Below are 24,317 nucleotides of genomic sequence, written 5' to 3' on the forward strand. Positions count from 1 at the left end.
GGTGGACGATGACGAAGCCTCTCAGGATGTGGTCCGCAGCGACGCGAGCGGGGCTGTCGGGCATCGTCCTCGCAACCGGCGGGTGCGTCAGCGTGACCGCGCCGGACAAGCCTATCGTGATCAACCTCAACATCAACGTCACCCAGCAGGTGGTGTACCGGCTGGACAATCAGGCCAAGTCGCTGATCCAGCAGAATCCGGGGATCTTCTGAAGATGACCAGCAAAGCCGTCCTCCTTGCCGTCGCCGCCGCGATCGGCCTGTCCTGCGTGCCCGCCTGGGCGCAGCGCGATCCCGCTTATGCCGCGGCGCGCGCCGCCGGACAGGTGGGCGAGCAGCCCGACGGCTATCTCGGCATTGTCGGCGCGGGTTCCGCCGAGCTTCGCGCGCTGGTGAGCAGCATCAACATCCAACGCAAGGCCAAATACACCGACAGCGCCCAGACGAGCGGCGCGACGGTCGAGGAGATGGCCTTCACCAGCGGGTGCAACCTCATTCAGCAGACCCGGCCGGGCGAGAAGTATCGCGGTCCCGACGGCGTTTGGAAGACCCGCACCGCCGCGGCACCGATCCGTGATCCGCGCTGCGGCTGACGTCTCGGCCGCGCCATGAGCGCCTGCACGCCCATGGCCGACGCCGATCCTGCCGCTCAGGGGCGAGGCGAGGCCGCAGCGGCGGCGGGCGCTTGCCCGGTCGGCGATGCCGGCGCGACTCCCGCGGGCCCGGGCGACGGTGGCGGTACCGCGCCCGGTCCGCCCGACGCGGGCGCACAACCCGGCGGCGGAGGCGGCGGACCGTCGCGGTCGGGGCCGCCGCGCGGGTCGGGGCGGCCGGGATGCGGCCCACGCGAGGCCACCGCGGCGATGCTGCCGTTCTGATCGACGAGGTAGCTCGCGCGCAACTGCCCGTCATCGAACCGGCCCTGCACCGTCAGCGGCTGGCCGACGCTGACCGCAGTCCCCGCCTCGCGGCCGGCGGCGATCATCGCCCGCCCGGTCGCGTCCTGCACCACGAAACGATCGCCATAGACCTCCGCCACGCGGCCCTTCACCGTCACCACACCGTGGGCAGCCCCGAGCCTGGCGATAGGCGTGCGCACCATCGGCGCCATCTCGATCGTGGGCCGGGTCGCCTGCACCGCGCCGGCGCCGCCCGCCGCCCCCAGCGCCACCAGCACCGCGGCGCCCGCCGCCAGCGCGCCGCGGCTCGTCTTCACCTTGCTGAACTCGATCATCGATTGGCTCCTTGCTTGTCGATGCCCGGTCCCTAGACCCGCCCTGCCCGCACCCCGCTGAACCCGGCGGTTCAGCTTCGGTTTAGGCTGGGGAGGTAGCCGGCTCCATGCGCATCCTGTTGATCGAGGACGATCCCGACCTGGGGCCCGCGATCGCGCGTGCGCTCCGCGCCGAACACTTTGCGGTCGACCTGTTCGCCGATGGCGTCGACGGCGGGCACGCGGGCGCGACCGAGGCCTATGACGCCGCCGTTCTCGATCTTGGACTTCCCGCCAAGGACGGGGTCGGCGTGCTGCGCGCGTGGCGCGCCGAGAAGCGCGCGCTCCCGGTGCTCATCCTCACCGCACGCGAGGCGTGGTCGGACAAGGTCGCCGGGTTCAAGGCCGGCGCGGACGACTATCTGGTGAAACCGTTCCGGATCGAGGAGCTGGTCATGCGGCTGCGGGCGCTGGTCCGCCGCGCCGCCGGGCACGCCGCCACGCGACTGGACTGCGGGCCGCTCGCGTTCGAGACCCAGACCGGCCAGTTCGAGCTCGACGGGCTGCCGCTCCGGCTGACCGCGCTCGAGTGGCGCGTTCTGTCCGCTCTGATGTTGCGCCGGGAGATCGTGATCGACCGGCTCGATCTGATGGAGCGCGTTTACGAGGGCGACGCCAACGTCGAGTCGAACAGTCTCGAAGTGATCGTCGGCCGATTGCGCAAGAAGATCGGAGCGGCGCTGATCGAGACGGTGCGCGGCCGCGGCTATCGCCTGACCGCGGGCACGACGGAGTGAGGCTGCTCCCCACCTCGCTGTTCGGGCGCATGTTCGCGCTGTCGCTGCTCGTCACGCTCGCCGCGCTGGTGCTGGCGGGGGTGGCGATCGGCGGCGTGCTGGAACGCTTCGTGATCGGCGGCATCGACGCCCGATTGGGCGACCGGCTGGTGGCGTTGGAGAGTGCGGTGCGGCCGGACGGGTCGCTCGACCCCGCGCAGCTCGCGCGGGTGGCGGCGCGGATCCCGCCCGACGAGCCCTGGCGAGTCCAGGGGGCGAACGCCTCGGCCGGGAGTCTGCCGTTCGCCGAGGCGCGGCGCAGGCCCGGGCCGCCGCGCCGGCCGTTGCCGGAGCCGGGACGGGTCGGAACCCCGTTCGAGGGATGGACGCGCGGCGGCAGCGCGGTCCATGGGCTCGCCGTCACGGTCCCGACCGAAGCGGGAGAGGCGCGCATCAGCGTCGCCGTACCGCGCGCACAGATCGACCGGCCGGTCCGCGCCGCGCTCGCTCCGCTCGCCGCGTCGCTCGCGATCCTTGGCCTTGCGCTCGGAGCGGCGGCGCTGCTTCAGCTCCGGCTCGGGCTGCGACCGTTGGCGACGCTGTGGGCGGCGGTTGAGGCGATGCGGCGCGGCGAGGCGGCCCGGATCCCGGCGACCGTGCCAGACGAACTGGTGCCGCTCGCGCGTGAGCTGAACGCGCTCGCCGCCGATACCGCAGCGGCGCTGGCGGGCGCGCGCGCCGCCGCCGCCAACCTCGCCCATGCATTGAAGACGCCGGTCGCCACGCTGAGCCTGCATCTCGCCGACGATGCGGCTGCCCAGGCGCAGCTCGCCCGCATCGATGCGACGCTGCGCCATCATCTGGGCCGCGCGCGCGCCGCTGCGACCAACCGCCGGGCCGTGACGGCGCTGTCGCCCGCGCTAGCCGATCTCGCGACCGCGATCGCCGCGCTTCACCGCGGCCGGGTCAGGATCCGCCTCGACGTTCCCGGTGGACTGGCGGTCGGCGTGGACGCGCAGGATTTCGACGAACTCGCCGGCAACCTCGTCGACAATGCGGCGCGCCATGCGGCGACCGCGGTCCTCGTCACGGCGACGGCGGTCGACCGCCGCGTCCTCCTGAGCGTCGCCGACGATGGTCCGGGCATCCCCGCCGCCGATCGCACCCGCGCGACCACGCCCGGCGCGAGGCTCGACGAGCGCGGGGATGGGCATGGCTTCGGCCTCGCCATCGCGCGCGATCTTGCCGAACTCTACGGCGGGGCGCTGACCCTCGACGACGCACCCGGCGGAGGGCTGCTCGCCCGCGTATCGCTGCCTCATGCCGGGTAGATCGCCGCTACGCCCTCACCGTCCCAGCCGCACCTTCGCACCGGCATAGACGAACCGGCCCAGCGGGCTGATCGGGACGTTGGTCTCGAACCCGATGTCGGGACGCTGGTCGCCCAGGTTGTTGGCCCCGGCGTAGAAGGCATAGGCCTCGCCGACGGCGATCTCCGCCTGCAGATCGTGCTGCCACAATTCCTTGAAGCGGAAGTAGCGCGGGTCGACGTAGGTCGGGTTGTCGTCGGTCGCCGCCCGGTCGAACCGCCGCACGCCGTCCTGCCAGCGCAGGTTGTACGACAGCGTCAGCGGCCCGGTCGTCCAGGTCGGCGAGAAGGTGACGGTATAGCGCGGGCGGAACGGGCGGTCGCTGTTGTCGACCACCGCCGCGCCGGGCGTCGCGATCTGGTCGAGCGTGTGGAGATAGCCGAAGACGAGCCGCAGATCGAACCGCCCTGCGCTCCCCGCATCGAAGGCGTAGGTGGCGTTGACCTCCAGACCCGAGGTGCGGAAGGCGGCGACGTTCTCGGGCTGGACGATGAAGCTGCTGATGTAGCCGGTGCCCGCCTGCCGCGTCTGCGAGGCGCAGAAGACGTTGTCGGTGGTCGGCTGGTCGACGCAGAGATTGGCGATGTCGGATGCGCTGGCGAGGCTGATCGCATTGCGGATCCGGATGTCGTACCAGTCGGCGGCGATCTGAAGTCCGCGGACGAAGCGCGGCCGCAGGACGAGGCCGGCGGTCCAGGTCAGCGCCGTCTCCTCCTTCAGGTCCGGATTGCCGCGCTGGATGCCGGGGCGATAGATGCTGGCGAACGGATCGTCCGTCGCGGTGAAGGTCGCCGGATTCCCTCCGGCCGCCGAGATCAGCGCCGCGCAATTGGCGGCACGATATTGCGAGCCGCTGTCGCGGTTCGAGAGGTAACAGGGATCGTCGATGAAATCGCCCGAGCCCGTCGCCGCCTGGAACAGCTCGCCGATGTTCGGCGCACGGACCGACTGGCCGTAGGAGCCGCGGAAGCTCAGGTCCTCGACCGGGCTCCAGATGCCGTTGAACTGATAGGCGCTGGTGCTGCCGACGGTCGAGTAGCGCGACAGGCGTCCCGCCGCGCCGATCGAGAGCAGGTGCGCGAACGGTCGGTCGGCGAGCAAGGGCGCGTTGAGCTCGCCGAACGCCTCCCAGACGTCGAACGAGCCCTGCGTCGGCGTCGGGATGATGTATTCGTCATATTCGTAGAAGATGTTGTCGAGGAGTTGCTGCGCGGGGCGGAAGCGGCTGCTCTCACGCCGATACTCGCCGCCGACCGCGAATTGAAGCGCGCCGCCCGGGAGCGAGAAGAACTGGCCGAAGTCGCCGCTCAGCGAGGCGTCGACGACGTGCTGTTCGATCCGTGCCTTGCTGACCGGATCGAACAGGAAATAGCCGAAGGCGGCAGGATCGGCGGCGTTCGCGCCGAACGGGTTGATCGGCAGGCACCCCGCGGCCCGCGCCGCCTCCGACCGGCACACCACCGTCCCGTTCGGCCCCTGGACGGCGTCGAGCGCCGCGGCGAATGGCGCGCCCAGCCGATCGTTGAGCTTGGTCGCGGTCAGGTCGGTGCGGCCGTAGGTGTAATAGATGTCGTAGCTGGCGTGGTCGGTGATCCGACCGCTGGCGTCGATCACCCCGCGCCACGTCTGCCGGCGATCGTCCTCGCCGCGGCGGGGCAGGTCGAAGTTGTTCCGGTTGAGGTCGATCGACGTCAGCCCGGCGGCGACCGCGGCGTCGCGGATCGAGGCGGGGATGAACGGATTGTCGAGGCTGAACGGCTGGTAGAACTGGCCCGACGAATAGGTGCCGCTGTACGAGCCGAAGGTGCGGGTGTCGATGTCGACGAACTTGGCCTCCAGGCTCAGCTTGAAGGCGTCGGATGCGTCGAAATGGCTGAGCAGGTTGACTGCGTGGCGGCGCGTGCGCGGCAGGATGTCGCCGATATAGCCCGCGACCGGCGTGTCGTCCCCGCCCACCGTGAAATAGGTGTTCTGGAACGGCGCCCCGCGTGTGTAGAGCGCGCCGTCGCCCCGGTACCGCACCCCGGCGATATCCACATAGCCGTACGTCGAGCTGTCGCCGTAGCGAATGTCGCGGACCGGCCCGAGCTTGTAGCTGCCCGGCCGCGTGGGATCGTAGTTGTCGAGGTCGATGAAGTTGTAGCGGTTCTCGCTGCGCAGATAATCGCGGTCGTCGTTGGCGAGGGGATCCTCGGCATTGTATTCGTAGGCGAGGGTGACGTTGGCGCGACCATCCGCGAAGTTGCGACCGGCGATGATCGAAGCGAAGCGGTTGCCGGCGTCGCCGCGGTCGCTGATGCCGGCCTGCGCCCGCGCGGCGAGCCCGTCGAAGTCGCGCTTGAGGATGAAGTTGACGACGCCCGAAACGCCGTCCGCGCCGTAGACCGCGCTCGCCGCGCCGGTCAGCACGTCGACCCGCTCGATCAGGTCGGTCGGGATCGCATTGATGTCGACCGCGGCGGTGTTGATCTGGCCCGACACGTGCCGGCGGCCGTTGACCAGCACTAGCGTCCGCTCCGGCCCCAGCCCGCGCAGGTCGAGCCGGTTGAGGCCCGCGTCGCCGATGTCGCCGTCCGCTTGCGCGTTCCCCGCGGTCCGGGTGCCGTCGAGCGAGTTGGTGAGCGCGGGGATGCGCCGCAGGAAATTGGTGACGTTGGTGTCGCCCGATCGCTGGAGCGTCGCGGCATCGACGCTGACGATCGGATTGGGCGCGGCATAATCCGGCCGCCGAATGCGCGAGCCGGTGACGACGACGTCCGCGCCGGCATCGCCCTGCGCGGTCGGAGCCGCCGCGTCCGGAGCGGGAGCGGGCGGCGCTTCCTGAGCGGCGAGCGGGGTCGCGAACGCGACTCCCGACAGAAGCAGCGCGCGAACCGCGATCGTCCCCATGTGAACCCCTTTTCCGGGCCCAGTCGCTATCTCCGCGCGACCTCTCGCCCGGAACCATTAGTGAACGCCCGCCTCGCGATGGCAAGTGCAATCTCCTGGCCGTACGGAACCGCACTCAGCGCCTGGCGCGACTTGGTGGCGGAATCGCTGCTGGCGCCTGCCCGGCGGGGCTGTCACCATGCCGGCATGGAGGGGAGCAACCTGTCCCGCCGCGCGCTGCTGGCGGGGGCGCCGGTGGCGTTGGCGACTGCTTGCGCAACACGAGCGGCACGCCCGCCGCTCCGTTTCTGGGCGATGAGCTACGAAGGCGATTATTCGCCCTATCTGATGACCGCCTTCACCGCCGCGACCGGAGTCACGGTGGAGACCCAGTCGCTGCCGTGGACTGCCGCGCACGAGAAGCTGCTGACCGCGCATGCCGGCGGCGCCTTCCCCGACGTGCTGATGCTCCCCAACGGCTGGGTCGGCGAATTCGCCATGATCGGCGCGATCGCCCCCGTCGCCGACGACACGCTGCTGGCGGATCTGGTTCCCGGCGCGCGCGCCAGCGTCCGCTATGCGGGGCGGCCCTATGCGGTGCCGTGGCTGGCTGCGCCGCATATGCAATTCTACCGCCGCGATCTCCTGTCCGCGGTCGGCTACGACGCCCCGCCGGAGAGTTGGGCGGACTGGCGAGAGATGGGTCGGCGCCTGAAAGCGCGCCGTCCGGGCGACTACCCTTTCCTCATGCTGCTCAACTGGTGGGATGCGCTGTTCACCTTCATCGGTCAGACCGGGGAGCGGCCGCTGCGCGAGCGCGACACGCGCGGCGCCTTCCGGCAACCGGCGATCCGCGCCGCGCTCGCCTTTTACGTCTCGCTGTTCCGCGAGGGGCTCGCGCCGACGGCGCTGTCGACCGAGGTGCAGGATCCGCTCGCCGCGTTCGCGCAAGGCTATTTCGCGGTCTATCCCAACGGCCCTCCGCTCCTGCTCGACCTCCACCGCCGGGCCGAGCTGATCGCGCCCGATCTCTGGGCGGTCGCGCGAATGCCGGGGCCGCGCGGACCGGGGGCGACGACCAGCCTCAGCTCGTGCCTGGCGGTGTCGCGCCGGACCCGCGATCCGGCGGCGGCGTGGGCACTGGCGCGGCACATGACCTCCGCGGCGAGCGAGCTGCAATTCCAGCGGCTGATCGGTCCGTTCCCGGCGCGGGCGAGCGCGTGGCGCGATCCGCAGCTCGCCGATGCGCGGCTCGCGCCGTTCGCGGCGCAGATCCGCGATCCGGGGACGCCGATCGGCATCGTCGAGTACGAGCGCATCCGGATCGACGTGCAGCTGATCGCCGAGCGGATCGTGCGCGGTCGGCTGGCGATCGACGAGGGCCTCGCCGAGATGGACCGGCAGGTGGATCGAATCCTCGAGAAGCGCCGGGCGCTGGTCGCGGCAGGGCGGATCGCATGACGCCGCAGGAACGCACCGCCTGGCTCTTCACCGCTCCGGTGCTCGCCGTCATCGCGTTCGTCTTCCTGCTGCCGACCCTGCTCGCGCTCGGGCTCAGCGTCACCGATTATTCGGTCTATGCGCTGGCGGACTGGCGCAACCTCGACTTCGTCGGAGGGGGCAATTTCGTCGACCTGGCGCGGACGCCGCTGTTCTGGCGAGCGCTGGGCAATACGGCGCTGTTCGCGGCGATCGGCGTACCGATGGCGATCGGCGCGTCGCTGTCTGCCGCGCTGCTGCTGAACGACGCGACGGTGCGCTGGAAGCCCGCGTGGCGCGTGCTGCTGTTCGCGCCCTATGTCACCAACGTCGTCGCGACCGCGATCGTCTGGCGCTATCTCCTCAACACGCGCTTCGGGTTGGTCAATTGGGCGCTGGGCGGCGTCGGCCTCGGCCCGGTCGACTGGCTCGGCGATCCGCGCGCGTCGATTCCCGCGATCCTGCTGTTCGTCACCTGGAAGATCTTCGGCTACAACATGATCGTCTTCACCGCCGCGCTGTCGGCGGTGTCGCACGAGCTGATGGAGGCCGCGCGGCTCGACGGCGCGTCACGCTGGGGCCGCTTCCGCCACGTCACGCTGCCGGCGATCGGGCCGACATTGCTGCTGGCGGCGGTGATGAGCGTCTCCGGCTTTCTCCAGCTGTTCGCCGAACCCTATGTGATGACGCTCGGCGGCCCGGCGCAAAGCACCGTCACGGTCCTCTACTTCATGTTCGACGAAGGCTTCAAATGGTGGAACCTGGGCGAGGCGAGTGCGGTCGCCTTCGTCCTGTTCGTGCTGATCCTGGGCCTGACGATCGTGCAGACGCGGATCGGCCGCCGGTACGAGTGGCTGTGACGCGGCGCGCGATCCTCGCCAACGCCGCCGTCGCGCTGCTGACCGGCGTCACCCTCGCGCCGATCGCCTGGATGGTGACGGTGTCGTTCATGCCGCGCGGCGATTCGAGTCGCTTCCCGCCCCCGCTGTGGCCGCGGCGCTGGAGCTGGGAGAATTACTACGAACTGCTCGTCCGGCGCGAGTTCGGGGGTGCCTGGTTCGACTATCACATCGTGCCCGCGCTGCTGAACAGCCTGTGGGTCGCCGCCGTCGCGACCTTGCTCGGGCTGCTGCTGACGGTCCCCGCCGGTTACGCCTTCGCCAAGCTCGCCTTCCGCGGCCGCGCGCGCCTGCTCCAGCTGCTGATCGCCAGCCTGGTGGTGCCGGGACAGGTCGCGATGCTGCCGCTCTTCCTGATCTTCAAGGAGCTGGGGCTGGTCAACAGCTACGCCGGGGTGATCCTGCCGAGCCTCGCCGGGATCTTCGCGGTGCTGTTCGTGCGTCAGGCGTGCCTGGCGATCCCCGACGAGCTGCTCGACGCCGCCCGGCTCGACGGCGCGGGCGAGGTGCGGATCTTCACCCGGATCGTCCTGCCGCTGCTCGCCCCGGTTACGGTGACGCTGGCGCTGTTCCTGTTCCTGGGCAGCTGGAACGATTTCCTCTGGCCGCTCATCATCCTGGTGGACCAGTATAAGTACACGCTGCCCGTGGCGGTGGCCGCGATCTCGCGCGAGCACGCCGCGGACGGCGAGCTGATGATGGCGGCGGCGGTGGTGACGACGCTGCCGATCCTGCTGCTCTTCCTGTCGCTGCAGCGTTATTATCTGAGCGGTCTGCTCGGCGGCAGCATCAAGGGCTGAGCGCGCGCCCGGCGGCGTCGAAGACGTGGCAGTCCGCAGGCGACACGGCGAACCGCAGCGTCTCCCCCAGCGTCGTCCGCCGCTCCGCCGGGAGTTGGGCAACGATCACCCCGCCCTCGCCCGCCAGATGCGCGAAGGACAGCGGGCCGAGCTGCTCGAACAGTTCGACCCGGCCGCCGAACGCACCTTCGCCGTCCGCCCGCAGATGCTCGGGCCGGATGCCGAGCGTGACCGCCGCGGTCCCATTCGGCAGCGCGGCGGCGACGGCGACCTCCTCACCCGTCGCGAGACGCGCAGCGTGCCGCCCGGTCGCGGTCGCCGCGAACAGGTTCATCCCCGGCGAGCCGATCGCGCGCGCGACCGCAAGGTTGGCCGGGGTTCGATAGAGGTCCAGCGGCGCGCCCACCTGCTCGACCCTTCCCTCACTCATCACCACGATCCGGTTCGCAAGCGTCATCGCCTCGAGCTGGTCGTGCGTCACGTAGATCATCGTCGCGCCCAGCCGCTGGTGGAGCCGGGCGAACTCGTGCCGCATCCGCACCCGCAGCTCGGCGTCGAGATTGGAGAGCGGCTCGTCGAGGAGCAGCACTCCCGGCTCGCGCACGATCGCCCGGGCGATCGACACCCGCTGCCGCTGCCCGCCCGAGAGCGCGCGCGGCCGGCGGTCGAGCAGCGCCGTCAGCTCCAGCGTCTCGGCCACCTGCGCGACGCGCTCGGCGATCTCGGTCTTGGGGCGCTTGGCGGTCGTCAGCGGAAAGGCGATGTTCTGTGCGACGGTCAGGTGCGGGTAGAGCGCGTAGGACTGGAACACCATCGCCAGCCCGCGGTCCGCGGGCGCGGCTTCGGTCACGTCGCGGCCGCCGATCTCGACGCGGCCGGTCGTGGGCGTCTCGAGCCCCGCGACCAGCCGAAGCAAGGTCGACTTGCCGCAGCCGGACGGGCCGACGATCACCACGAACTCGCCATCGGCGATCGTCAGGTCGGTCGGGTGCAGCACGGTCGTCCGGTCGAACGCCTTGCTCAACCCCGTCAGGGTCACGCCTGCCAAGGGGTTCGACCTCTCGCATCCACCACCCTCACCGGCCTCGCATGAGGCCGCCGAGCACGCCGCGCAGCACGCCGCCGAGCAGCCCGCCGCTCGATCCGCCGCGACGCCCGCGCCCGGTCCCCAGCACCTCGCGCCCGATCTCGTTGGCGACCTGCCGGCCCAGCGACGACGACACCGCCCGGCCCGCCGAAGTCGCCATCTTCGACCAGGGGGAGTCCGCCGCCGCCTTCGACGCCTCGCGCTCCTGCTGCGCCTGGAGCTTGGCCTGCGCGGCTTGGGCCTGTGCCTGGGCCTTGGCAGCGGCGGCAGCCTGTTTGGCCTGGAGTGCGGCGGCCTTCGCGGCGTCGTCCGACGCGCGCTTGGCGGCCTCGCCCGCGGCGGCTTCCTGCGTTTTGGCGGACAGGATCTCCTCGGCGGACTGGCGATCGACGAGCGTGTCGTACTTGGCCCCGATCGCGTCGGTGGAGACCAGCACCCCGCGCTCCTCGACCGTCACCGGCCCGACGCGCGACGACGGCGCCTTGATGAGCGTTCGCGCGACTGGCGAGGGCGCGCCGTCGGGCTGGAGCAGCGACACCAGAGCCTCGCCGATCTTCAATTCGGTGATCGCGGTCGCGACGTCGACCCCGGGGCTCGCGCGGAAGGTCTGCGCCGCGGCCGACACCGCTTGGCTGTCGCGCGGGGTGAAGGCGTTCAATTTGTGCTGGACGCGGTTGTTCAGCTGCGCGGCGACCGTATCGGGGATGTCGATCGGGTTCTGGGTGATGAAATAGACGCCCACCCCCTTCGAGCGGATCAGCCGCACGACCTGCTCGACCTTCTCGAGCAGCGCCTTGGGAGCCTCGTCGAACAGCAGGTGTGCCTCGTCGAAGAAGAAGCACAGCTTTGGCTTGTCGGGGTCGCCGATCTCGGGGAGGTGCTCGAACAATTCGGAGAGCAGCCACAGCAGGAATGTGGAGTAGAGCTTGGGGCTCGCCATCAATTTGTCGGCGGTGAGGATGTTGACGATGCCCTTGCCGGTGTCGTCGGTGGTGAGCAGATCGGCGATGTCGAGCGCGGGCTCGCCGAAGAAATGCTCCGCCCCCTGCGAGCGCAGCTGGAGCAGCGAGCGCTGGATCGTCCCCACGCTCTGCTTCGAGACGTTGCCGTATTTGACGGTCAGCTCGGCGGCGCGCTCGGCGACGTTCGCCAGCATCGCCTGGAGATCGTCGAGGTCGAGCAGCAGCAGCCCCTCCTCGTCGGCGACGTGGAAGGCGATCGCGAGCACCCCCTCCTGCACCTCGTTCAGATCCATCAGCCGCGCGAGGAGGAGCGGCCCCATCTCGCTGACGGTGGTGCGGATCGGATGGCCCTGTTCGCCGAACAGGTCCCAGAACTGGACCGGGCAGGCGGCGTAGCGCCAATCGGTCTGGCCGATCTCGGCGGCGCGCGCGGCGAAGATCGCATGGGTCTTGGCCTGCGCCGAGCCGGGCATGGCGAGGCCCGACAGGTCGCCCTTCACGTCGGCGACGAAGGTGGCGACGCCCGCGGCCGACATGCCTTCGACGGTGCCCTGGAGCGTCACCGTCTTGCCGGTGCCGGTCGCCCCCGCGATCAACCCGTGGCGGTTGGCGCGGTGCAGGTCGAGCGTCTGCGGGTTCCCGCCGCCCGCGCCTGCGCCGATGAAGATGCCGTCGCTCATGTCACGCCTCCTCCGCCCCGGAAGGGGTTCTTTGCGCCCGGCGGGAGGCGGAGGGCAAGAGGTCGGCGGGCGAAGTCCCGATACGGGCGGGACGTCCGCCAAGCCGGCGTCCGGGTCGTGTGCGTGTCCTCCCGCAAGGAACCTTTGCCGCGTCAGCGCCGGGTCCGGGGAGAAATCAACCTCGACCGGTGCTTATTGATGCTCGTTAACAAAATCGGCTGGTGGGTTGTTAAAGTCCGATCGTTGGTGGGTCTGAAACGTGACAGCCAGCGAGTTCATCGTGCGTGGTCGCAGAAGGGGAGGTTTCGGTGGACCAGTTCAACCATTATGAATATTATCTACTTCGCGCCAAGGCTTCCCGCGACATGGCGGCGCGAGCGCTGGACCCGAACATCGCCGCCATTCATGCCGATCTCGCGGTGCGCTACGACAGCCTGATCGTCCGGTTCGAAGAAAAGAACGGGACCGAACAGCGCTCAGCTCGGGCGACGCATGCGGCGGTGTAAGTAGTTCTCGTCGAAACCCGCGATCTGGACGAGTTTCGCCGGGCTGAGGATTGTAACGCTTCCCCGCTTCAGAGCCATCGCCCCGGTCAGTCGCAATTCCTTCAACACGCGATTGATGTGAACCGCGGTCATTCCCAGCGCGTCGGCGAGAACGAGTTGCGAAAGCGGGAGAATGAAGTCGTCGTCCTGCGTCAGGCCGATGTTGCGGGCGCGCAGGTACAGTTCGCAGATGAGATGCGCGACGCGCTCGATCGAGCTGCGCCGTCCCATCCTGACGATCCACGCCCGCATCACTCCCTCATCGACGAGCTGGGCCGTGTACATCGCGCGGGCGATATTGGGGTGCTCGTCCATCATCGACTGCATTTGCGACGGCGCGACCGTCGCGACATGCGCGGGGGTGACCGCCTGGATGCTGTGGTCCATCTCGGCGAGCAGCTTGATGTGGAGGTCGCAGGCGTCGCCCGGCATCAGGAACGCCATGATCTGGCGCGTGCCGCTGGGCAGGATCTTGTAGCGGCACAACCATCCTTCCAGCACCACGAACATCGGTCCGGGCTCGTCGCCTTCACGGATCAGGTCCTTGCGCGCGCCATAGCGGCGGGGATGCGCCGTGACCGCCTCGAGCGCTGCGACATCCCCCGGCGTCAGCTCTGCCAAACCGCTCATTTTCTGGGTGAAACGGTTTGCCATGCCCTACGGTCTACCGGTGAATGGACACAATAACATTGCCGGTCGATATTGCTCAATGTTGGTCTGGGTTGTGGAAACCGGCCTTGGAGACGTGTACCGCCAAGGCATCGTCGACAGGTTTCTCAGGCGCCGACGGCTGAGAGTTCCAACTCTCGCCTGCATCCACGAGGCGCGACCATGCCGACCAACGACAATGACTCAGAAGCGCCGATCGCGATCGTTACGCCGGACCCGCACGGCCACGCCGCCCTGCTCCTCGTCGAAAGCCTGATCCACGGTCTGATCGAACGATCGGTCATCACCGTCGCCGACGCGGTCGACATTGTCGACACCGCCGAAAGTGTGCAGGTCGAAGTCGCCGAGGCCGCAGATGGAGCGGGCGCGCCGATGTGGCGATCCCACGCACTGCTTTCCCGTATTGCGGAGTCGCTGAACCATTACGATGCCGGCGGCTCGGGCCCGCGGCGCCCGGGGCCGTGAGGCGTCGGCTGCGGCAGGTCGAGAGGACACCGTCCCGCCGATCGTGCAATGGTTCGGGCAGCTCGCGCGCACGACACCCTGGCGCGACGGACGGAGAGAACCGGCGTCTCGCCGCGCCGCTCTCGCCTGTCACAGCCGTCGCGGGGCAAATCCCGTGACGTCGGACGCAGGCCGCGCCGGCGCCGGCCGGCCTTGCCGGAGATACGGGCCGGTCTGCCCCATATCTCCAGCTACGCTTACTTGATCTTCACCGGCACATAGCCCCCGCCCTGCCGCCCGCGGGTGATGTTGAGCAGCACCTGTGGCCGGCCCGCGGCCTTCGCCGCCGCCACCGCGCGCGCCACGTCGGCGCCGGTGCGCACGGGGGTGGCGTTGACCGAAGTGATGACGTCGCCGCGCTTGACCTTCTGCGCCGCGTCGCTCGACGGGTCGACGGTCGCGATCACCACTCCCTGGACGGTCGAGTCGACCCCCACAGAACGCGCGATGCCGGGGGTGAGCGGCACGACCTGCACACCGATCGCGTTGGCGCCCTGCGCGGTCGCGGCGCCGCCGTTCTCGTCGGGAAGGCCGTCCGAATCGTCGTCGTCCCCACCGGCGAGCGACGCCAGCTGATCGTCAGAGGGGCGCGTACCCACCGCGGCGGAGAGCTGGATCGGGCGGCCGTCGCGGATCACGTCGAAGCGAGCCGTCGCCCCCGGCGCAGTGTCGGCGACGAGGCGCGACAGCGTCTGATCGGGGTTCACGTCCTTGCCGTTGACGCGCATGACGACATCGCCGGGGCGGAAGCCCGCGCGCGCGCCCGGCCCGCCCGGCTCGACCCGGCCGATGACCTCGCCGCGATCCTTGGGCAGACCCAACGCCGCGGCGATATCCTCGGTCATCGGCTGGATGCCGACGCCCAGATAGCCGCGCTTGATCGCGCCGCCCTTCATCAAGGTCTCGACGATCGGGCGCGCCTCGGTTGCGGGGATGGCGAAGCCGATGCCGATGTTGCCGCCCGACTGCGAGTAGATCTGGCTGTTGATCCCGATCACGTCGCCGTTGAGGTTGAACATCGGGCCACCCGAATTGCCCTGGTTGATCGCGGCGTCGGTCTGGATGAAGCTGTCGAACGGGCCGCCTCCGGTCGAGCGGTGGACCGCCGAGACGATGCCGGCGGTGACGGTGCCGCCTAGCCCGAACGGCTGGCCGATCGCGACCACCCAGTCGCCGACGCGCGCGCGGCCCGAATCGCCGAACTTCACGAACGGCAGCGGCGTCGGCGAGGTGATCTTGAGCACCGCGAGATCGCTGGTCGGATCGCGCCCGACGAGCTTCGCGACATATTCCTTCTTGTCCTGGAGCGTCACGGTGATCGATTCGACGCTTGCACCCTTGGTCCCGGCCGAGATCACGTGGTTGTTGGTGACGATATAGCCGTCGGGAGAGATGATGAAGCCCGAGCCGAGCGAGGCGCCCTCTCGCTTGACCGGGGCGCCGCCCTCCGCGCCGCCGCCGTTCATCTGGCCGAACAGGTCGCCGAACGGGGTGCCGGCGAACGGGTTCGCGCTCTGGCGGACGGTGATCGTCTGCTTGGTCGAGATGTTCACGACCGCCGGCTGAAGCTTCGCGACCATGTCGGCAAAGCTCATCGGCGCGCCCGCGCGCGGCGCGGCGGCGTTGATCGCGCCCGGCTCGTTCTGCGCGGTCTGCGCGGCGGCGGGGTTGTTCTGGAGCGTCAGGCTGGCGGCGGTCCCGCCGAGGAGCAGGGCGCCGGTGAGAGCATAAGCGTAGCGCACGATAGGTCCTCTCGAATGCGAAACGTGGAAGGGTCCCGGATCGGTTACAACTGTGGTCGGACTCGCCTGAACGGACGTTGAATGTTCATGCCCACGCAAGCCTCATCGCCCGCCGTTCTCGAACGCCCGAAGATAGGAGTTGTTCGGTCCCAGCACCAGGTTCGTCGATCCCTCCGGCGTGGTGCCGTCGACCCCGAAGGTATGACGATAGGACTGCATCGCGCGGTAGAAATCGTAGAAGTCGGCGTCTTTGCTGAACGCCTCGGCATAGATCCGCGCGGCGTTCGCGTCGGCCTCGGCGCGGACGATCTGCGCGTCGCGCAGGCCCTTGGCCTGGATCGTGTTCGCCTCCTGGCGCCGCGCGGTGCGCATCCGCTGGAGCGCGCTTTCGAGCGGGCTGCCGTCGGGCAGCTCGGTCTTCTTGATCCGCACGTCGGTGATCTCGGCGCCATACCGCTGCGCCTGGGCGTTGAGCGAGGTCTGGATCGCATCCATGATCCGTCCGCGCTCGGGGCTGAGCAGTTCGGCGAACTGGACCTTGCCGAGCTCGTTCCTGAGCGCGGTGCCGAGCAGCAGGCGGAGCTGGTTCCCGACCATCTCCTCGGTGTTCGACGTCGACCCGGTCGAGGTCACCGCCCGCAGCGGATCGACGATCCGGAACCGTGCGAAGGCGTCGACCTGGAGGCGGAGCTGATCGGTCGAGAGCACCGGCGTATCGTCGAGATCGACCGACAGCACCCGCTTGTCGACCCAGACAAGCTTGTCGACGAACGGCACCCGCGCGATCAGTCCCGCGCCGGAGCGGCCGAAGGTCTCCCCCGCGTGCCAGCGGTTGACGGTACCGACCGGATTCTCGAAGCGCAGGATCACCGCCTGCTGGGTCTCGGGGACGATCGCGAAGGTGGCCGCGGCGACGATCGCGGCGAAAAGCGCGGCGAAGCCGAGCGCGATCGGGTGACGCCAGAGATTGGTCATCGCGGCGCTCCCTGCGCCGGCGCCTGCGGGGTCGTCGTCACCTCGGGCTCGGCGACGCGCTTGCCGCCGGGCGGCAGCGCGAGATAGGGTGCGACCCCGTTCGGCTCGACGATCGTCTTGTCGGCCTTGGCCATCACCGCTTCCATCGTCTCGTAATACATGCGCCGGCGGGTGACCTCGGGCGAGAGCTTATACTGTTCGTACTGCTTGTCGAACGCGGTCGCTTCCCCTTGCGCCTTGGCGATCACCTGCTGGGCGTAGCTGCGCGCGTTGTTGAGGTTGCCCTGCGCCTCCTGCTGCGCGGCGGTGACGGCATTGAAGTCGTCGATCAGCGCCGCAGGCGCGGTCGCCTGCTTGATCGAGACGCCCTGGACGCGCACGCCCGACTGATAATCGTCGAGCATCTGCTGCATCACCTGCTGGACGCGCGCCTCGATGGTGGTACGCCCGGCGCCGATCGCCTGCCGGAGCGTCGTCGTCGCCAGCACCGCGCGCATCGCGCTCTCGGCGGCGTCGCGGACGGTCTGCGCCGGCTCGCGGAGCTGGAAGGCGAAGTCGCGCGGGTTCTGGATGTTCCAGCGCACCGAATAAGCGAGCGCGATGATGTTCTGGTCGCCGGTCAGCGCCAGGTTTTCGGTCCCGTCGCGCGGAAAGTCGTCGGTGCGGACCTGCTCGACGTCGACCTTTTGGACGGTGACGATCGGCGCGGGCAGCGTCATCCGGATGCCGGGCGAGAGCGTTTCCGAATAACGGCCGAAATAGCTGACGATTCCACGCTGCTGAGGACCGATCTGGTGGAAGGAGGTGAACAGCACCCAGACGAGGACCAGCACCGCGACCCCGATCGCCCACAAGGTCCGCGCATTGCCGCCGGGAAGCTGGGGCAGCCCGCCGCCGCCGCCGCCCACCTGCTTGGCGCGCGTCAGGAACTCGTCGAGCGCCGTGGGCTTGGTCGCGCCCTTGCGGGTCGAAGGCGGGACCGACCACGGATTGCGCGGACCGGGCTCGGGATCGCTCCCGCCGCCCCCCCACGGCCCTTGGGGTCCCTTCGGAGCGTCGGCGGCGAGGATCGGGGGGCGGGCGAGCCAGCCCGGCAGGCGTATCATGCGATCTTTATAGGGCGTGGTCCCGCGAAAAACAGTGGCAAGCCCTGCCCCATCTCGTAACGGCTCGTCGCCATGATCGACTTCGAGATGCTGAAGGCGGCGATGACCGCCGTCGCCCCCGGCCGCGCCACCGCCCGGATCGAGGGCGCACGGGTCGGCGTGGTGCTCGACGCGACGGGGCTCGACAACGTCGAACGCGACGCGCTGGAGGCCGAGGTCCACGCCGCCGCCGCCGCGGTCGCAGGCGTCGCCGAGGTGCGCATCGCCGTCACCGCAGAGCGCGTCCGCCGCAGGATCGTCGCGGTCGCCAGCGGCAAGGGCGGGGTCGGCAAGTCGACCGTCGCCGCCAATCTCGCGGTCGCGCTCGCCCGCGCCGGGCACCGGACGGGCCTGGTCGACGCGGACATCTACGGCCCGTCGCAACCGCGGCTGATGGCGACCGCCGAGCGTCCGCAGGCGCGTGAGAAAGTGTTGCTGCCGGTCCAAACGCCCTACGGCGTACCGATGCTGTCGATGGGGATGCTGGTCGAGGGCGGGCGGGCGCTAGCCTGGCGCGGGCCGATGGCGGCGGGCGCGCTCGGGCAATTGATCGAGGCCGACTGGGGGGCGACCGAGTTGCTGGTGGTCGACCTCCCGCCCGGCACCGGCGACGTCCAGCTGACGATGATCCAGAAGTACAAGCCCGCGGGCGCCGTGATCGTCTCGACCCCGCAGGACCTGGCGCTGATCGACGCCGCGCGCGCGGTCGACCTGTTCGACAAGGCGGGCGTGCCGATCCTGGGGCTGATCGAGAACATGGCGGGCTATGTCTGTCCGCATTGCGGCGAGATCTCCGACCCGTTCGGTCGCGGCGGCGCGGAGGCGGAGGCGGCGCGGATCGGCGCGCCGTTCCTCGGCCGCATCCCGCTCGACATCGCGATCCGCACCGCGAGCGACGCGGGCGAGCCGCCCGCCGCGCGCGAGGACGACAAGGTGTGGGCGCCGATCGCGGAGGCGGTCGCGCGGGGGCTGGCGGAGGTGTAGCCACCCTCCCCGTTCGTCCCGAGCGCAGTCGCGGGACCTTCCCCGCACGTACCTCGACTGCGCTCGGCACGAACGGAACTGTTTGGTCCCAACCGGCTTGAACCGGAGCCGACAGGAGACCCACCATGCCCCTCACCACCGACGCCGACATCAAGGCGCTGCTCGAATCCGTCCGCACGATCGCGCTTGTCGGCGCGTCCGACCGCCCCGACCGGCCGAGCTACCGCGTGATGGCGAGCCTCCAAGCACACGGCTACCGCGTGATCCCGGTCAACCCGCAGATCACCGGCGAGCACCTCCACGGCGAGTTCGTCTTCCGTGAGCTGTCGCAGATCGGCGAGCCGATCGACATGGTCGACATCTTCCGACGCTCCGCCCTGGCGGGCGAGGCGGTGGACGAAGCGATCGCGGCGGGCGCAAAGGCGGTGTGGATGCAGCTGGGCGTGGTCGATCAGCTTGCCGCCGCGCGCGCCGAGGCGGCGGGACTGGCGGTGGTGATGGATCGCTGCCCCGCGATCGACATTCCGCGGCTGGGCGTGGCTCCCGTCGCGTGACGCGACCGCGGCCGCGGTTTGCGCCTTGGATTGGCCGCGAAGCCGTGTGAGGCTGCGCGCCGTCCCGTAGCCGGAGTCGCGCCATGCTCGTCCTGCTCCTCGCCGCCGCCGAGGTCGCCGCTGCGCCCGGGGCCGTCGATCCCCTCGGACGCTACCGCGAACTGACCTCGGCCGAATCGCGCTGCCCCCGCGCGTCGAACGCGACCGACGTCACGGTCTGCGGACTGCGCGACGCGGACCGCTTCCGGGTTCCCTTCGTTGTTCCCGAGAAGGGTGATCCGCGCCACGAGGCGGTGATGGACGAGCGCAAGCGCTATCTGGCGCGCACCGACAATTGCCAGGAGAAGAACCTGTTCCTGGTCGGTTGCGGCGCCTTCGGCCTGAGCGTCACCACCGGCGGCGGGCGCGAGGGCGTCCAGGTCCGCCCGCTGGCGAAATAGCCCGCGCGGGCCTAGACTCGGGGTAAAGGAGTCTCCGGATGAACGCCCCCACCACCGATTGGACCGCCGCCGGCCTCGCCGAACTGGATGAGGTGATCGCGCTACGCCGCGCCATCCATGCCGAGCCCGAACTGGGCCTGCGCTGCGACCGTACTACCACCAAGATCAAGGCCGCGCTCGCCGGCCTGCCGCTGGAGTATCGCGAGGGCCCGTCGACCTCCGGTCTCGTCGCGATCCTGCGCGGCCAACGCGGCGATAACGGCCGCACCGTGCTGCTGCGCGGCGACATGGACGCGCTGCCGATGCAGGAGGAGACCGGCCTGCCCTTTGCGTCGACCATCCCCGGCGCGATGCACGCTTGCGGGCACGACGGGCACACCGCGATGCTGGTCGGCGCGGCCAAGGCGCTGGCGGCCCGGCGTGAGAGCCTGCCCGGCACGGTCGTCTTCATGTTCCAGCCCGGCGAGGAAGGACATCACGGCGCGCGCGAGATGCTGAAGGACGGTCTGCTCGCCGATCCCGCGCCCGACGCCGCCTTCGCGCTCCACGTCCTGCCGACCGCGCCCGCCGGGGTCGTGCTCGGCCGCGCCGGGCCGCTGCTCGCCTCGACCGACACGGTCTACGCGACGATCGTCGGCAAGGGCGGCCACGCGGCGATGCCCCACGATTGCCGCGATCCGATCCCGGTCGCCTGCGAGATCGTCGGGGCGCTCCAGACGATGATCGCGCGGCAGGTGCCGGTCACCGACCCGGCGGTGCTGACGATCACCCAAATCCACGCCGGCTCCTCGCACAACATCATCCCCGGCGAGGTCAAGCTGACCGGCACGCTGCGCACGCTGTCGGAGGCGACGCGCACTCTCACCCGCGCCGCCTTCCGCCGCACCGTCGAGGGCATCTGCGCCGCCCACGGGCTGACGGCGGAGATCGAGATCGAGGAGGGCTATCCGGTCACCTGGTGCGACCCGCGCGCCGCCGCGCTGATGGAGCGGGTCGCGGGCGAGGTCACGCCGAAGTGGGTGACGATGGACGCGCCGATCATGGGCGGCGAGGACTTCAGCTACGTCCTGCGCGAGATTCCCGGCGCGATGGCGTTCCTGGGCGCGGCGCCCGACGGTTCGGACGCGGCGACCAACCCGCCGCTCCACAACACGCGCATGACGATCGAGGAGCGGGTGTTCGCAACCGGGGTGGCGCTGCATTGCCGGGTGGCGGAGCGGTATCTGGCGAGCGGGTTCGGCGACTAACCCGCCATCGACGCCATGTGCGCGAGATAGTCGAACTTGCCGAGCGGCGCGCCCTGCGACCGCAGGATCGCGTAGGTCGTCGTCGCGTGGAAATAGAAGTTCGGAAGCGCGAACTTCGTCAGGAAGGTCTCGCCGGTCATCGGAAAGGCCATGCCGTTGGGAAACGTGAGCGCGATCGCGCGCTCGGCGCTGTCGGCGAGCGCGGCGGGGCCGAACCCGGCGAGATAGGCGATCGTCCGGTCGCAGCGATCCTTGAGCTGGGCAATCGTGGTCTCCTCGTCGGCCATCGCCGGGGCCTCCGTCCCGGTCAGCCGGGCGAGCGCGCCCTTGGCGGTGTCGCTGGCGATCTGTACCTGGCGTGGCAGCGGGTGCATGTCGGGGGCGAGCCGCGCCGCCATCAGCTCCGCCTCCGGCCTCACCGCGGCGGCCTTGTCGAGCCAGCCCTTCATGTCGGTCAGCATGTCGGTGAACGCCGCCACCGAGGCGGCGTGAACGTCGATCGCCATCGTCTCTCTCCTAAGTCTTGAGCCCGATCTCGCGCAGCCGCTCTTCGAGATAGCCATGGGCGGTGATCGGCTCCGGATAGCGGTCCGGGTTCCCAGCCGAAACGCACCCCGGCAGCGTCTCGATCAGGAAGTCGGGCGCGGGGTGGAGGAAGAAGGGCATCGAATAGCGTGAGCTTCCGCGCCGCTCGGCGGGCGGGTTGACGACGCGGTGGGTGGTCGAGGGCAGGACGTGGTTGGTCAGCCGCTGAAGCATGTCGCCGACGTTCACCACCATCGCGCCGGCGGGCGGATCGAGCGCGAGCCAGCGCCCGGTCGCGCGGTCGAGCAGTTCGAGTCCCGCTTCCTCTGCCCCGAGGAGCAGGGTGATGAGGTTGATGTCCTCGTGCGCCTCGGCGCGCACGCCTTCGGCGTCGGCGGCGATCGGAGGATAGTGCAGCAGGCGCAGCACCGAATTGCCCTCCTTGACCGCCGGATCGAACCAGTCGGGCGCAAGGCCGAGGTGGCGGGCGATCGCCGACAGGAGCCGGTCGCCGGCGCGGTCGAAGGCCGCGAAGAGCTCGACGAAGGTATCGTGGAACCCCTCCGGCCGCTCGGGCCAGACGTTGGCGGGCATCCGGTCCGCGTAGGGATGGCCGGCGGGCAGCTCGCGGCCGACATGCCAGAATTCCTTCAGGTCGACGACGCTCGCGCCCTTGGCGATCTCGGTCTTGAACGGCGTGTAGCCGCGCGCGCCGCCCTGGCCGGGGATGTGATACCGGCGCTTCTCCTCGTCCGGCAGCGCGAACAGCGCGCGCGTCTCGGCCCAGGCGCGGTCGATCAGCTCGGCGGGAACCCCGTGATCGGCGACGATCGCGAAGCCGAATCGCTCGAAGGAGTCGCCAAAGCGCTGCGCGAACGCCGCAGGGTCGCGGTCCTGATCGGTGAGGCTGAGGACGGGAACGGTGTCGGTCGGGGAGTCGAGCATGACGGCGTCCTAGTGACCCACCGCCAAAGCTCAACCGATCGTGATCGTTCCCTTGGCATGACCCGCGTCGCCCTCGCCGAGCTTCAGGACGAACGGCTTCTTGTCGTCTGTGGTGCCGAGCAGCCCGGCGCCGTCGGCGTGGACGGCATAGCCCGCCTTGGGCAGCCGGTCGGCGAACCAGCTGCGCACCCCGGCGGCGTCGGTCGGCGCGACGAACGCGACCGTCACCTTACCGTCGTCCTTGTCGCCCTTGCCGGCATCGACGTTGAAGCCCTCGATCTTCGAGCCCGGCGGCAAATGGACGCCGTTCAGATCGAAGGTGTCCGCCGTCATCTGGATCTTGGGGAGCTTGAATGATCCCTGGAAGCCGGGAACGTCGATCTTCACCTGGCCGGTCGCGCCGTTCATCGTTGCCGCACCGGCATTGCCGTCGTCGCTGTTGCCGGTGAAGCTGATCGAGGTGCCCGTCCCGCTGCTATCGCACCCGGCGAGTGCAAGCGTGGGGACGAGAAGGAGGAGAGCGGCACGCATAGGTTCGGCTCCGGTGTGTTGACCTACCAACACAGCTAGAGCGCGCTTACCGCAGCGTCAAGCCGCGCTTTCGGGGTGTTGCGGCGCAGCAATCGTCCCTAGCTGAGGCGGATGGCCCGTTCCGATCCGCACTCTGTCCAGGAGAATCTGGCTCCGATCGGCTTCGTCGAGTTCGTCGCGCTCACCGCCGCGCTGATGTCGCTGACCGCGCTCGGGATCGATTCGATGCTGCCGGCGCTCCCCGCGATCGGGAACTCGCTGGGCGTCGGGTCGGAGAATGCACGCCAGTTCGTCATCACCGCCTTCGTCGCGGGGTTCGGGGTGGCGCAGCTGGTCCACGGCCCGCTCGCCGACCGCTTCGGGCGCAATCGGCTGCTGGTGGTGATGCTGACGCTCTACGCCGTCGCCAACATCCTGTGCGCGGTCTCCGGAAGCTTCGCGCTGCTGCTCGCCGCTCGCGCGTTCGGCGGCGCGGCGGTGGCCGCGTGCCGCACCGCCGTGGTCGCGATCGTGCGCGACTGCTATTCGGGGCGCGCTATGGCGCGGGTCATGTCGATCGCGTTCATGGTGTTCATGATCGTCCCCGTGCTGGCGCCGACGTTCGGCACTCTGGTGCTTCAGTTCGGCGATTGGCGCGCGATCTTCTGGACGATCGCCGCGGTGACGCTGGCGGTGCTCGCCTGGTTCGCGATCCGTCTGCCCGAGACGCTCCGCGCTGAGGACCGCCATGCATTGTCGGTGAGAACCATCGTTGCCGGGTGGCGGCTGACCGTCGCCGACCGCGCGTCGCTTGGCTACACGCTCGCCTCGGGCGTGCTGCTCGGCGCGCTGTACGGCTACCTCAATTCGATCCAGCAGATCATGGCGGACGTGTTCCACCGACCCGCCCTGCTCGCGCTGATCTTCGCCACCACCTCGATCCTGATGGCGGCGGCGAACCTCGCCAACGCGCGGGCGGTGATGCGGTTGGGCACGCGCCTCATCAGCCACGGCGCGGTGATCGGGCTGATCGTCGCGAGCGCGCTTCACCTGAGCTTTGCGCTGGCGGGGGCGGAGACGCTGCCGCTGTTCGCGGTGCTCCAGGCGATCACGATGGCGTGCTTCGGGCTGTCGAGCTCGAACTTCTCGGCGATGGCGATGGAGAATATGGGGCATATCGCCGGGACGGCGTCGAGCGTGCAGGGCTTCCTGTCGGTCGCGATCGGCGCGGCGATCGGAGTGGTGATCGGCCAGGCGTTCGACGGCAGCGTCGCGCCGCTCCAGGCTGGGTTCGTGGGTTGCGGGCTGGTCGCGCTCGGCATCGTGCTGGTCGCCGAACGCGGGCGGCTGTTCGGCCGCTGAGGCGAACCGGGGAACCGCCGCTCCCGGCCCGCCGTTT

The 24,317-nt window shown here is 69.9% G+C and carries 25 protein-coding genes; 14 read left to right on the top strand and 11 right to left on the bottom strand.

Annotation, left to right across the window (positions count from 1 at the left end; translation table 11 throughout):
• Positions 1 to 26 precede the first annotated feature (26 nt).
• Positions 27 to 212: a YnbE family lipoprotein gene (locus AC4GYY_RS11695; protein WP_491121204.1), complete on the top strand. Its 186-nt coding sequence runs from the start codon at positions 27 to 29 to the stop codon at positions 210 to 212.
• 2 nt (positions 213 to 214) lie between these two features.
• On the top strand, positions 215 to 592 hold the full coding sequence (locus AC4GYY_RS11700; protein WP_491120744.1) for a YdbL family probable chaperone protein: 378 nt from the start codon (positions 215 to 217) through the stop codon (positions 590 to 592).
• A gap of 56 nt (positions 593 to 648) precedes the next feature.
• Here AC4GYY_RS11700 and AC4GYY_RS11705 read toward each other — a convergent pair whose 3' ends face one another.
• Complete coding sequence (locus AC4GYY_RS11705) at positions 649 to 1,233, bottom strand: hypothetical protein (RefSeq protein WP_491120745.1); 585 nt, start codon at positions 1,231 to 1,233, stop codon at positions 649 to 651.
• A 107-nt stretch (positions 1,234 to 1,340) separates the two neighbouring features.
• Between AC4GYY_RS11705 and AC4GYY_RS11710 the strand changes: the two genes are divergently transcribed.
• Positions 1,341 to 2,009 carry a response regulator transcription factor gene (locus AC4GYY_RS11710; protein WP_491120746.1) on the top strand — a complete coding sequence of 223 codons (669 nt, stop codon included), beginning with the start codon at positions 1,341 to 1,343 and terminating at the stop codon, positions 2,007 to 2,009.
• Positions 2,006 to 3,319, top strand: a complete 1,314-nt coding sequence (locus tag AC4GYY_RS11715; protein ID WP_491120747.1) for an ATP-binding protein — start codon at positions 2,006 to 2,008, stop codon at positions 3,317 to 3,319. The genes AC4GYY_RS11710 and AC4GYY_RS11715 overlap by 4 nt, the downstream gene beginning before the upstream one ends.
• 15 nt (positions 3,320 to 3,334) lie before the next feature.
• Here the strand turns inward: AC4GYY_RS11715 and AC4GYY_RS11720 are convergent, their stop codons facing one another.
• Positions 3,335 to 6,247 carry a TonB-dependent receptor plug domain-containing protein gene (locus tag AC4GYY_RS11720; RefSeq protein WP_491120748.1) on the bottom strand — a complete coding sequence of 971 codons (2,913 nt, stop codon included), beginning with the start codon at positions 6,245 to 6,247 and terminating at the stop codon, positions 3,335 to 3,337.
• A gap of 78 nt (positions 6,248 to 6,325) precedes the next feature.
• Here AC4GYY_RS11720 and AC4GYY_RS11725 point away from each other — a divergent pair, with 78 nt between their 5' ends.
• Genes AC4GYY_RS11725 through AC4GYY_RS11735 form a run of 3 tightly spaced genes read left to right on the top strand, consistent with a single transcriptional unit; the run spans position 6,326 to position 9,404 of the window.
• Positions 6,326 to 7,687, top strand: a complete 1,362-nt coding sequence (locus AC4GYY_RS11725; protein ID WP_491120750.1) for an extracellular solute-binding protein — start codon at positions 6,326 to 6,328, stop codon at positions 7,685 to 7,687.
• Positions 7,684 to 8,565: a carbohydrate ABC transporter permease gene (locus AC4GYY_RS11730; protein ID WP_491120751.1), complete on the top strand. Its 882-nt coding sequence runs from the start codon at positions 7,684 to 7,686 to the stop codon at positions 8,563 to 8,565. The genes AC4GYY_RS11725 and AC4GYY_RS11730 overlap by 4 nt, the downstream gene beginning before the upstream one ends.
• Positions 8,562 to 9,404 (top strand): carbohydrate ABC transporter permease, encoded by an 843-nt coding sequence (locus AC4GYY_RS11735; RefSeq protein WP_491120752.1) that lies wholly within the window; start codon positions 8,562 to 8,564, stop codon positions 9,402 to 9,404. Before AC4GYY_RS11730 ends, AC4GYY_RS11735 begins: the two co-directional genes overlap by 4 nt.
• Here the strand turns inward: AC4GYY_RS11735 and AC4GYY_RS11740 are convergent.
• Positions 9,394 to 10,443 (bottom strand): ABC transporter ATP-binding protein, encoded by a 1,050-nt coding sequence (locus AC4GYY_RS11740; RefSeq protein ID WP_491121206.1) that lies wholly within the window; start codon positions 10,441 to 10,443, stop codon positions 9,394 to 9,396. The genes AC4GYY_RS11735 and AC4GYY_RS11740 overlap by 11 nt on opposite strands.
• Before the next feature lie 37 nt (positions 10,444 to 10,480).
• Positions 10,481 to 12,133, bottom strand: coding sequence for a helicase HerA-like domain-containing protein (locus tag AC4GYY_RS11745; RefSeq protein ID WP_491120754.1), 1,653 nt, complete (start codon positions 12,131 to 12,133; stop codon positions 10,481 to 10,483).
• A gap of 308 nt (positions 12,134 to 12,441) precedes the next feature.
• Between AC4GYY_RS11745 and AC4GYY_RS11750 the strand changes: the two genes are divergently transcribed.
• Positions 12,442 to 12,639 (top strand): hypothetical protein, encoded by a 198-nt coding sequence (locus AC4GYY_RS11750; RefSeq protein ID WP_491120756.1) that lies wholly within the window; start codon positions 12,442 to 12,444, stop codon positions 12,637 to 12,639.
• On the opposite strand, the gene AC4GYY_RS11755 is transcribed toward AC4GYY_RS11750, so the two are convergent.
• A complete protein-coding gene (locus tag AC4GYY_RS11755; RefSeq protein ID WP_491120757.1) occupies positions 12,610 to 13,332 on the bottom strand; it encodes a Crp/Fnr family transcriptional regulator in 723 nt (240 codons plus the stop codon). The genes AC4GYY_RS11750 and AC4GYY_RS11755 overlap by 30 nt on opposite strands.
• 177 nt (positions 13,333 to 13,509) lie before the next feature.
• Between AC4GYY_RS11755 and AC4GYY_RS11760 the strand changes: the two genes are divergently transcribed.
• Positions 13,510 to 13,812, top strand: a complete 303-nt coding sequence (locus tag AC4GYY_RS11760) for a hypothetical protein (RefSeq protein ID WP_491120759.1) — start codon at positions 13,510 to 13,512, stop codon at positions 13,810 to 13,812.
• Between the two features lie 236 nt (positions 13,813 to 14,048).
• On the opposite strand, the gene AC4GYY_RS11765 is transcribed toward AC4GYY_RS11760, so the two are convergent.
• The 3 genes from AC4GYY_RS11765 to hflK form a co-directional block, all read right to left on the bottom strand.
• Complete coding sequence (locus AC4GYY_RS11765) at positions 14,049 to 15,593, bottom strand: Do family serine endopeptidase (RefSeq protein ID WP_491120760.1); 1,545 nt, start codon at positions 15,591 to 15,593, stop codon at positions 14,049 to 14,051.
• Positions 15,594 to 15,695: 102 nt separating this feature from the next.
• Entirely contained in the window at positions 15,696 to 16,568 is an 873-nt protein-coding gene (hflC, locus tag AC4GYY_RS11770) for a protease modulator HflC (RefSeq protein ID WP_491120761.1), read from the bottom strand.
• A complete protein-coding gene (hflK, locus tag AC4GYY_RS11775; protein ID WP_491120763.1) occupies positions 16,565 to 17,674 on the bottom strand; it encodes a protease modulator HflK in 1,110 nt (369 codons plus the stop codon). Before hflK ends, hflC begins: the two co-directional genes overlap by 4 nt.
• Before the next feature lie 72 nt (positions 17,675 to 17,746).
• Between hflK and AC4GYY_RS11780 the strand changes: the two genes are divergently transcribed.
• The 4 genes from AC4GYY_RS11780 (at position 17,747) to AC4GYY_RS11795 (ending at position 20,938) form a co-directional block, all read left to right on the top strand.
• The gene (locus tag AC4GYY_RS11780) at positions 17,747 to 18,697 is read left to right on the top strand and encodes an Mrp/NBP35 family ATP-binding protein (protein WP_491120764.1); all 951 of its coding nucleotides are present in this window, start codon (positions 17,747 to 17,749) and stop codon (positions 18,695 to 18,697) included.
• Between the two features lie 125 nt (positions 18,698 to 18,822).
• On the top strand, positions 18,823 to 19,251 hold the full coding sequence (locus tag AC4GYY_RS11785) for a CoA-binding protein (RefSeq protein ID WP_491120766.1): 429 nt from the start codon (positions 18,823 to 18,825) through the stop codon (positions 19,249 to 19,251).
• An 83-nt stretch (positions 19,252 to 19,334) separates the two neighbouring features.
• Positions 19,335 to 19,691: a hypothetical protein gene (locus tag AC4GYY_RS11790; RefSeq protein ID WP_491120768.1), complete on the top strand. Its 357-nt coding sequence runs from the start codon at positions 19,335 to 19,337 to the stop codon at positions 19,689 to 19,691.
• 38 nt (positions 19,692 to 19,729) lie between these two features.
• A complete protein-coding gene (locus tag AC4GYY_RS11795) occupies positions 19,730 to 20,938 on the top strand; it encodes a M20 metallopeptidase family protein (RefSeq protein ID WP_491120770.1) in 1,209 nt (402 codons plus the stop codon).
• Here the strand turns inward: AC4GYY_RS11795 and AC4GYY_RS11800 are convergent.
• The 3 genes from AC4GYY_RS11800 to AC4GYY_RS11810 are packed head-to-tail and all read right to left on the bottom strand — an operon-like array spanning position 20,935 to position 22,939.
• Complete coding sequence (locus AC4GYY_RS11800) at positions 20,935 to 21,444, bottom strand: DUF1993 domain-containing protein (RefSeq protein ID WP_491120771.1); 510 nt, start codon at positions 21,442 to 21,444, stop codon at positions 20,935 to 20,937. The two genes, AC4GYY_RS11795 and AC4GYY_RS11800, sit on opposite strands and share 4 nt — an antisense overlap.
• A 10-nt stretch (positions 21,445 to 21,454) precedes the next feature.
• Positions 21,455 to 22,408 (bottom strand): isopenicillin N synthase family dioxygenase, encoded by a 954-nt coding sequence (locus tag AC4GYY_RS11805; RefSeq protein WP_491120772.1) that lies wholly within the window; start codon positions 22,406 to 22,408, stop codon positions 21,455 to 21,457.
• Positions 22,409 to 22,438: 30 nt separating this feature from the next.
• Positions 22,439 to 22,939, bottom strand: a complete 501-nt coding sequence (locus AC4GYY_RS11810; RefSeq protein WP_491120773.1) for a hypothetical protein — start codon at positions 22,937 to 22,939, stop codon at positions 22,439 to 22,441.
• Between the two features lie 111 nt (positions 22,940 to 23,050).
• Between AC4GYY_RS11810 and AC4GYY_RS11815 the strand changes: the two genes are divergently transcribed.
• Positions 23,051 to 24,280, top strand: a complete 1,230-nt coding sequence (locus AC4GYY_RS11815) for a multidrug effflux MFS transporter (protein WP_491120774.1) — start codon at positions 23,051 to 23,053, stop codon at positions 24,278 to 24,280.
• The last annotated feature ends 37 nt before the right edge of the window (positions 24,281 to 24,317 follow it).

This window comes from Sphingomonas sp. SP6, assembly GCF_058313435.1.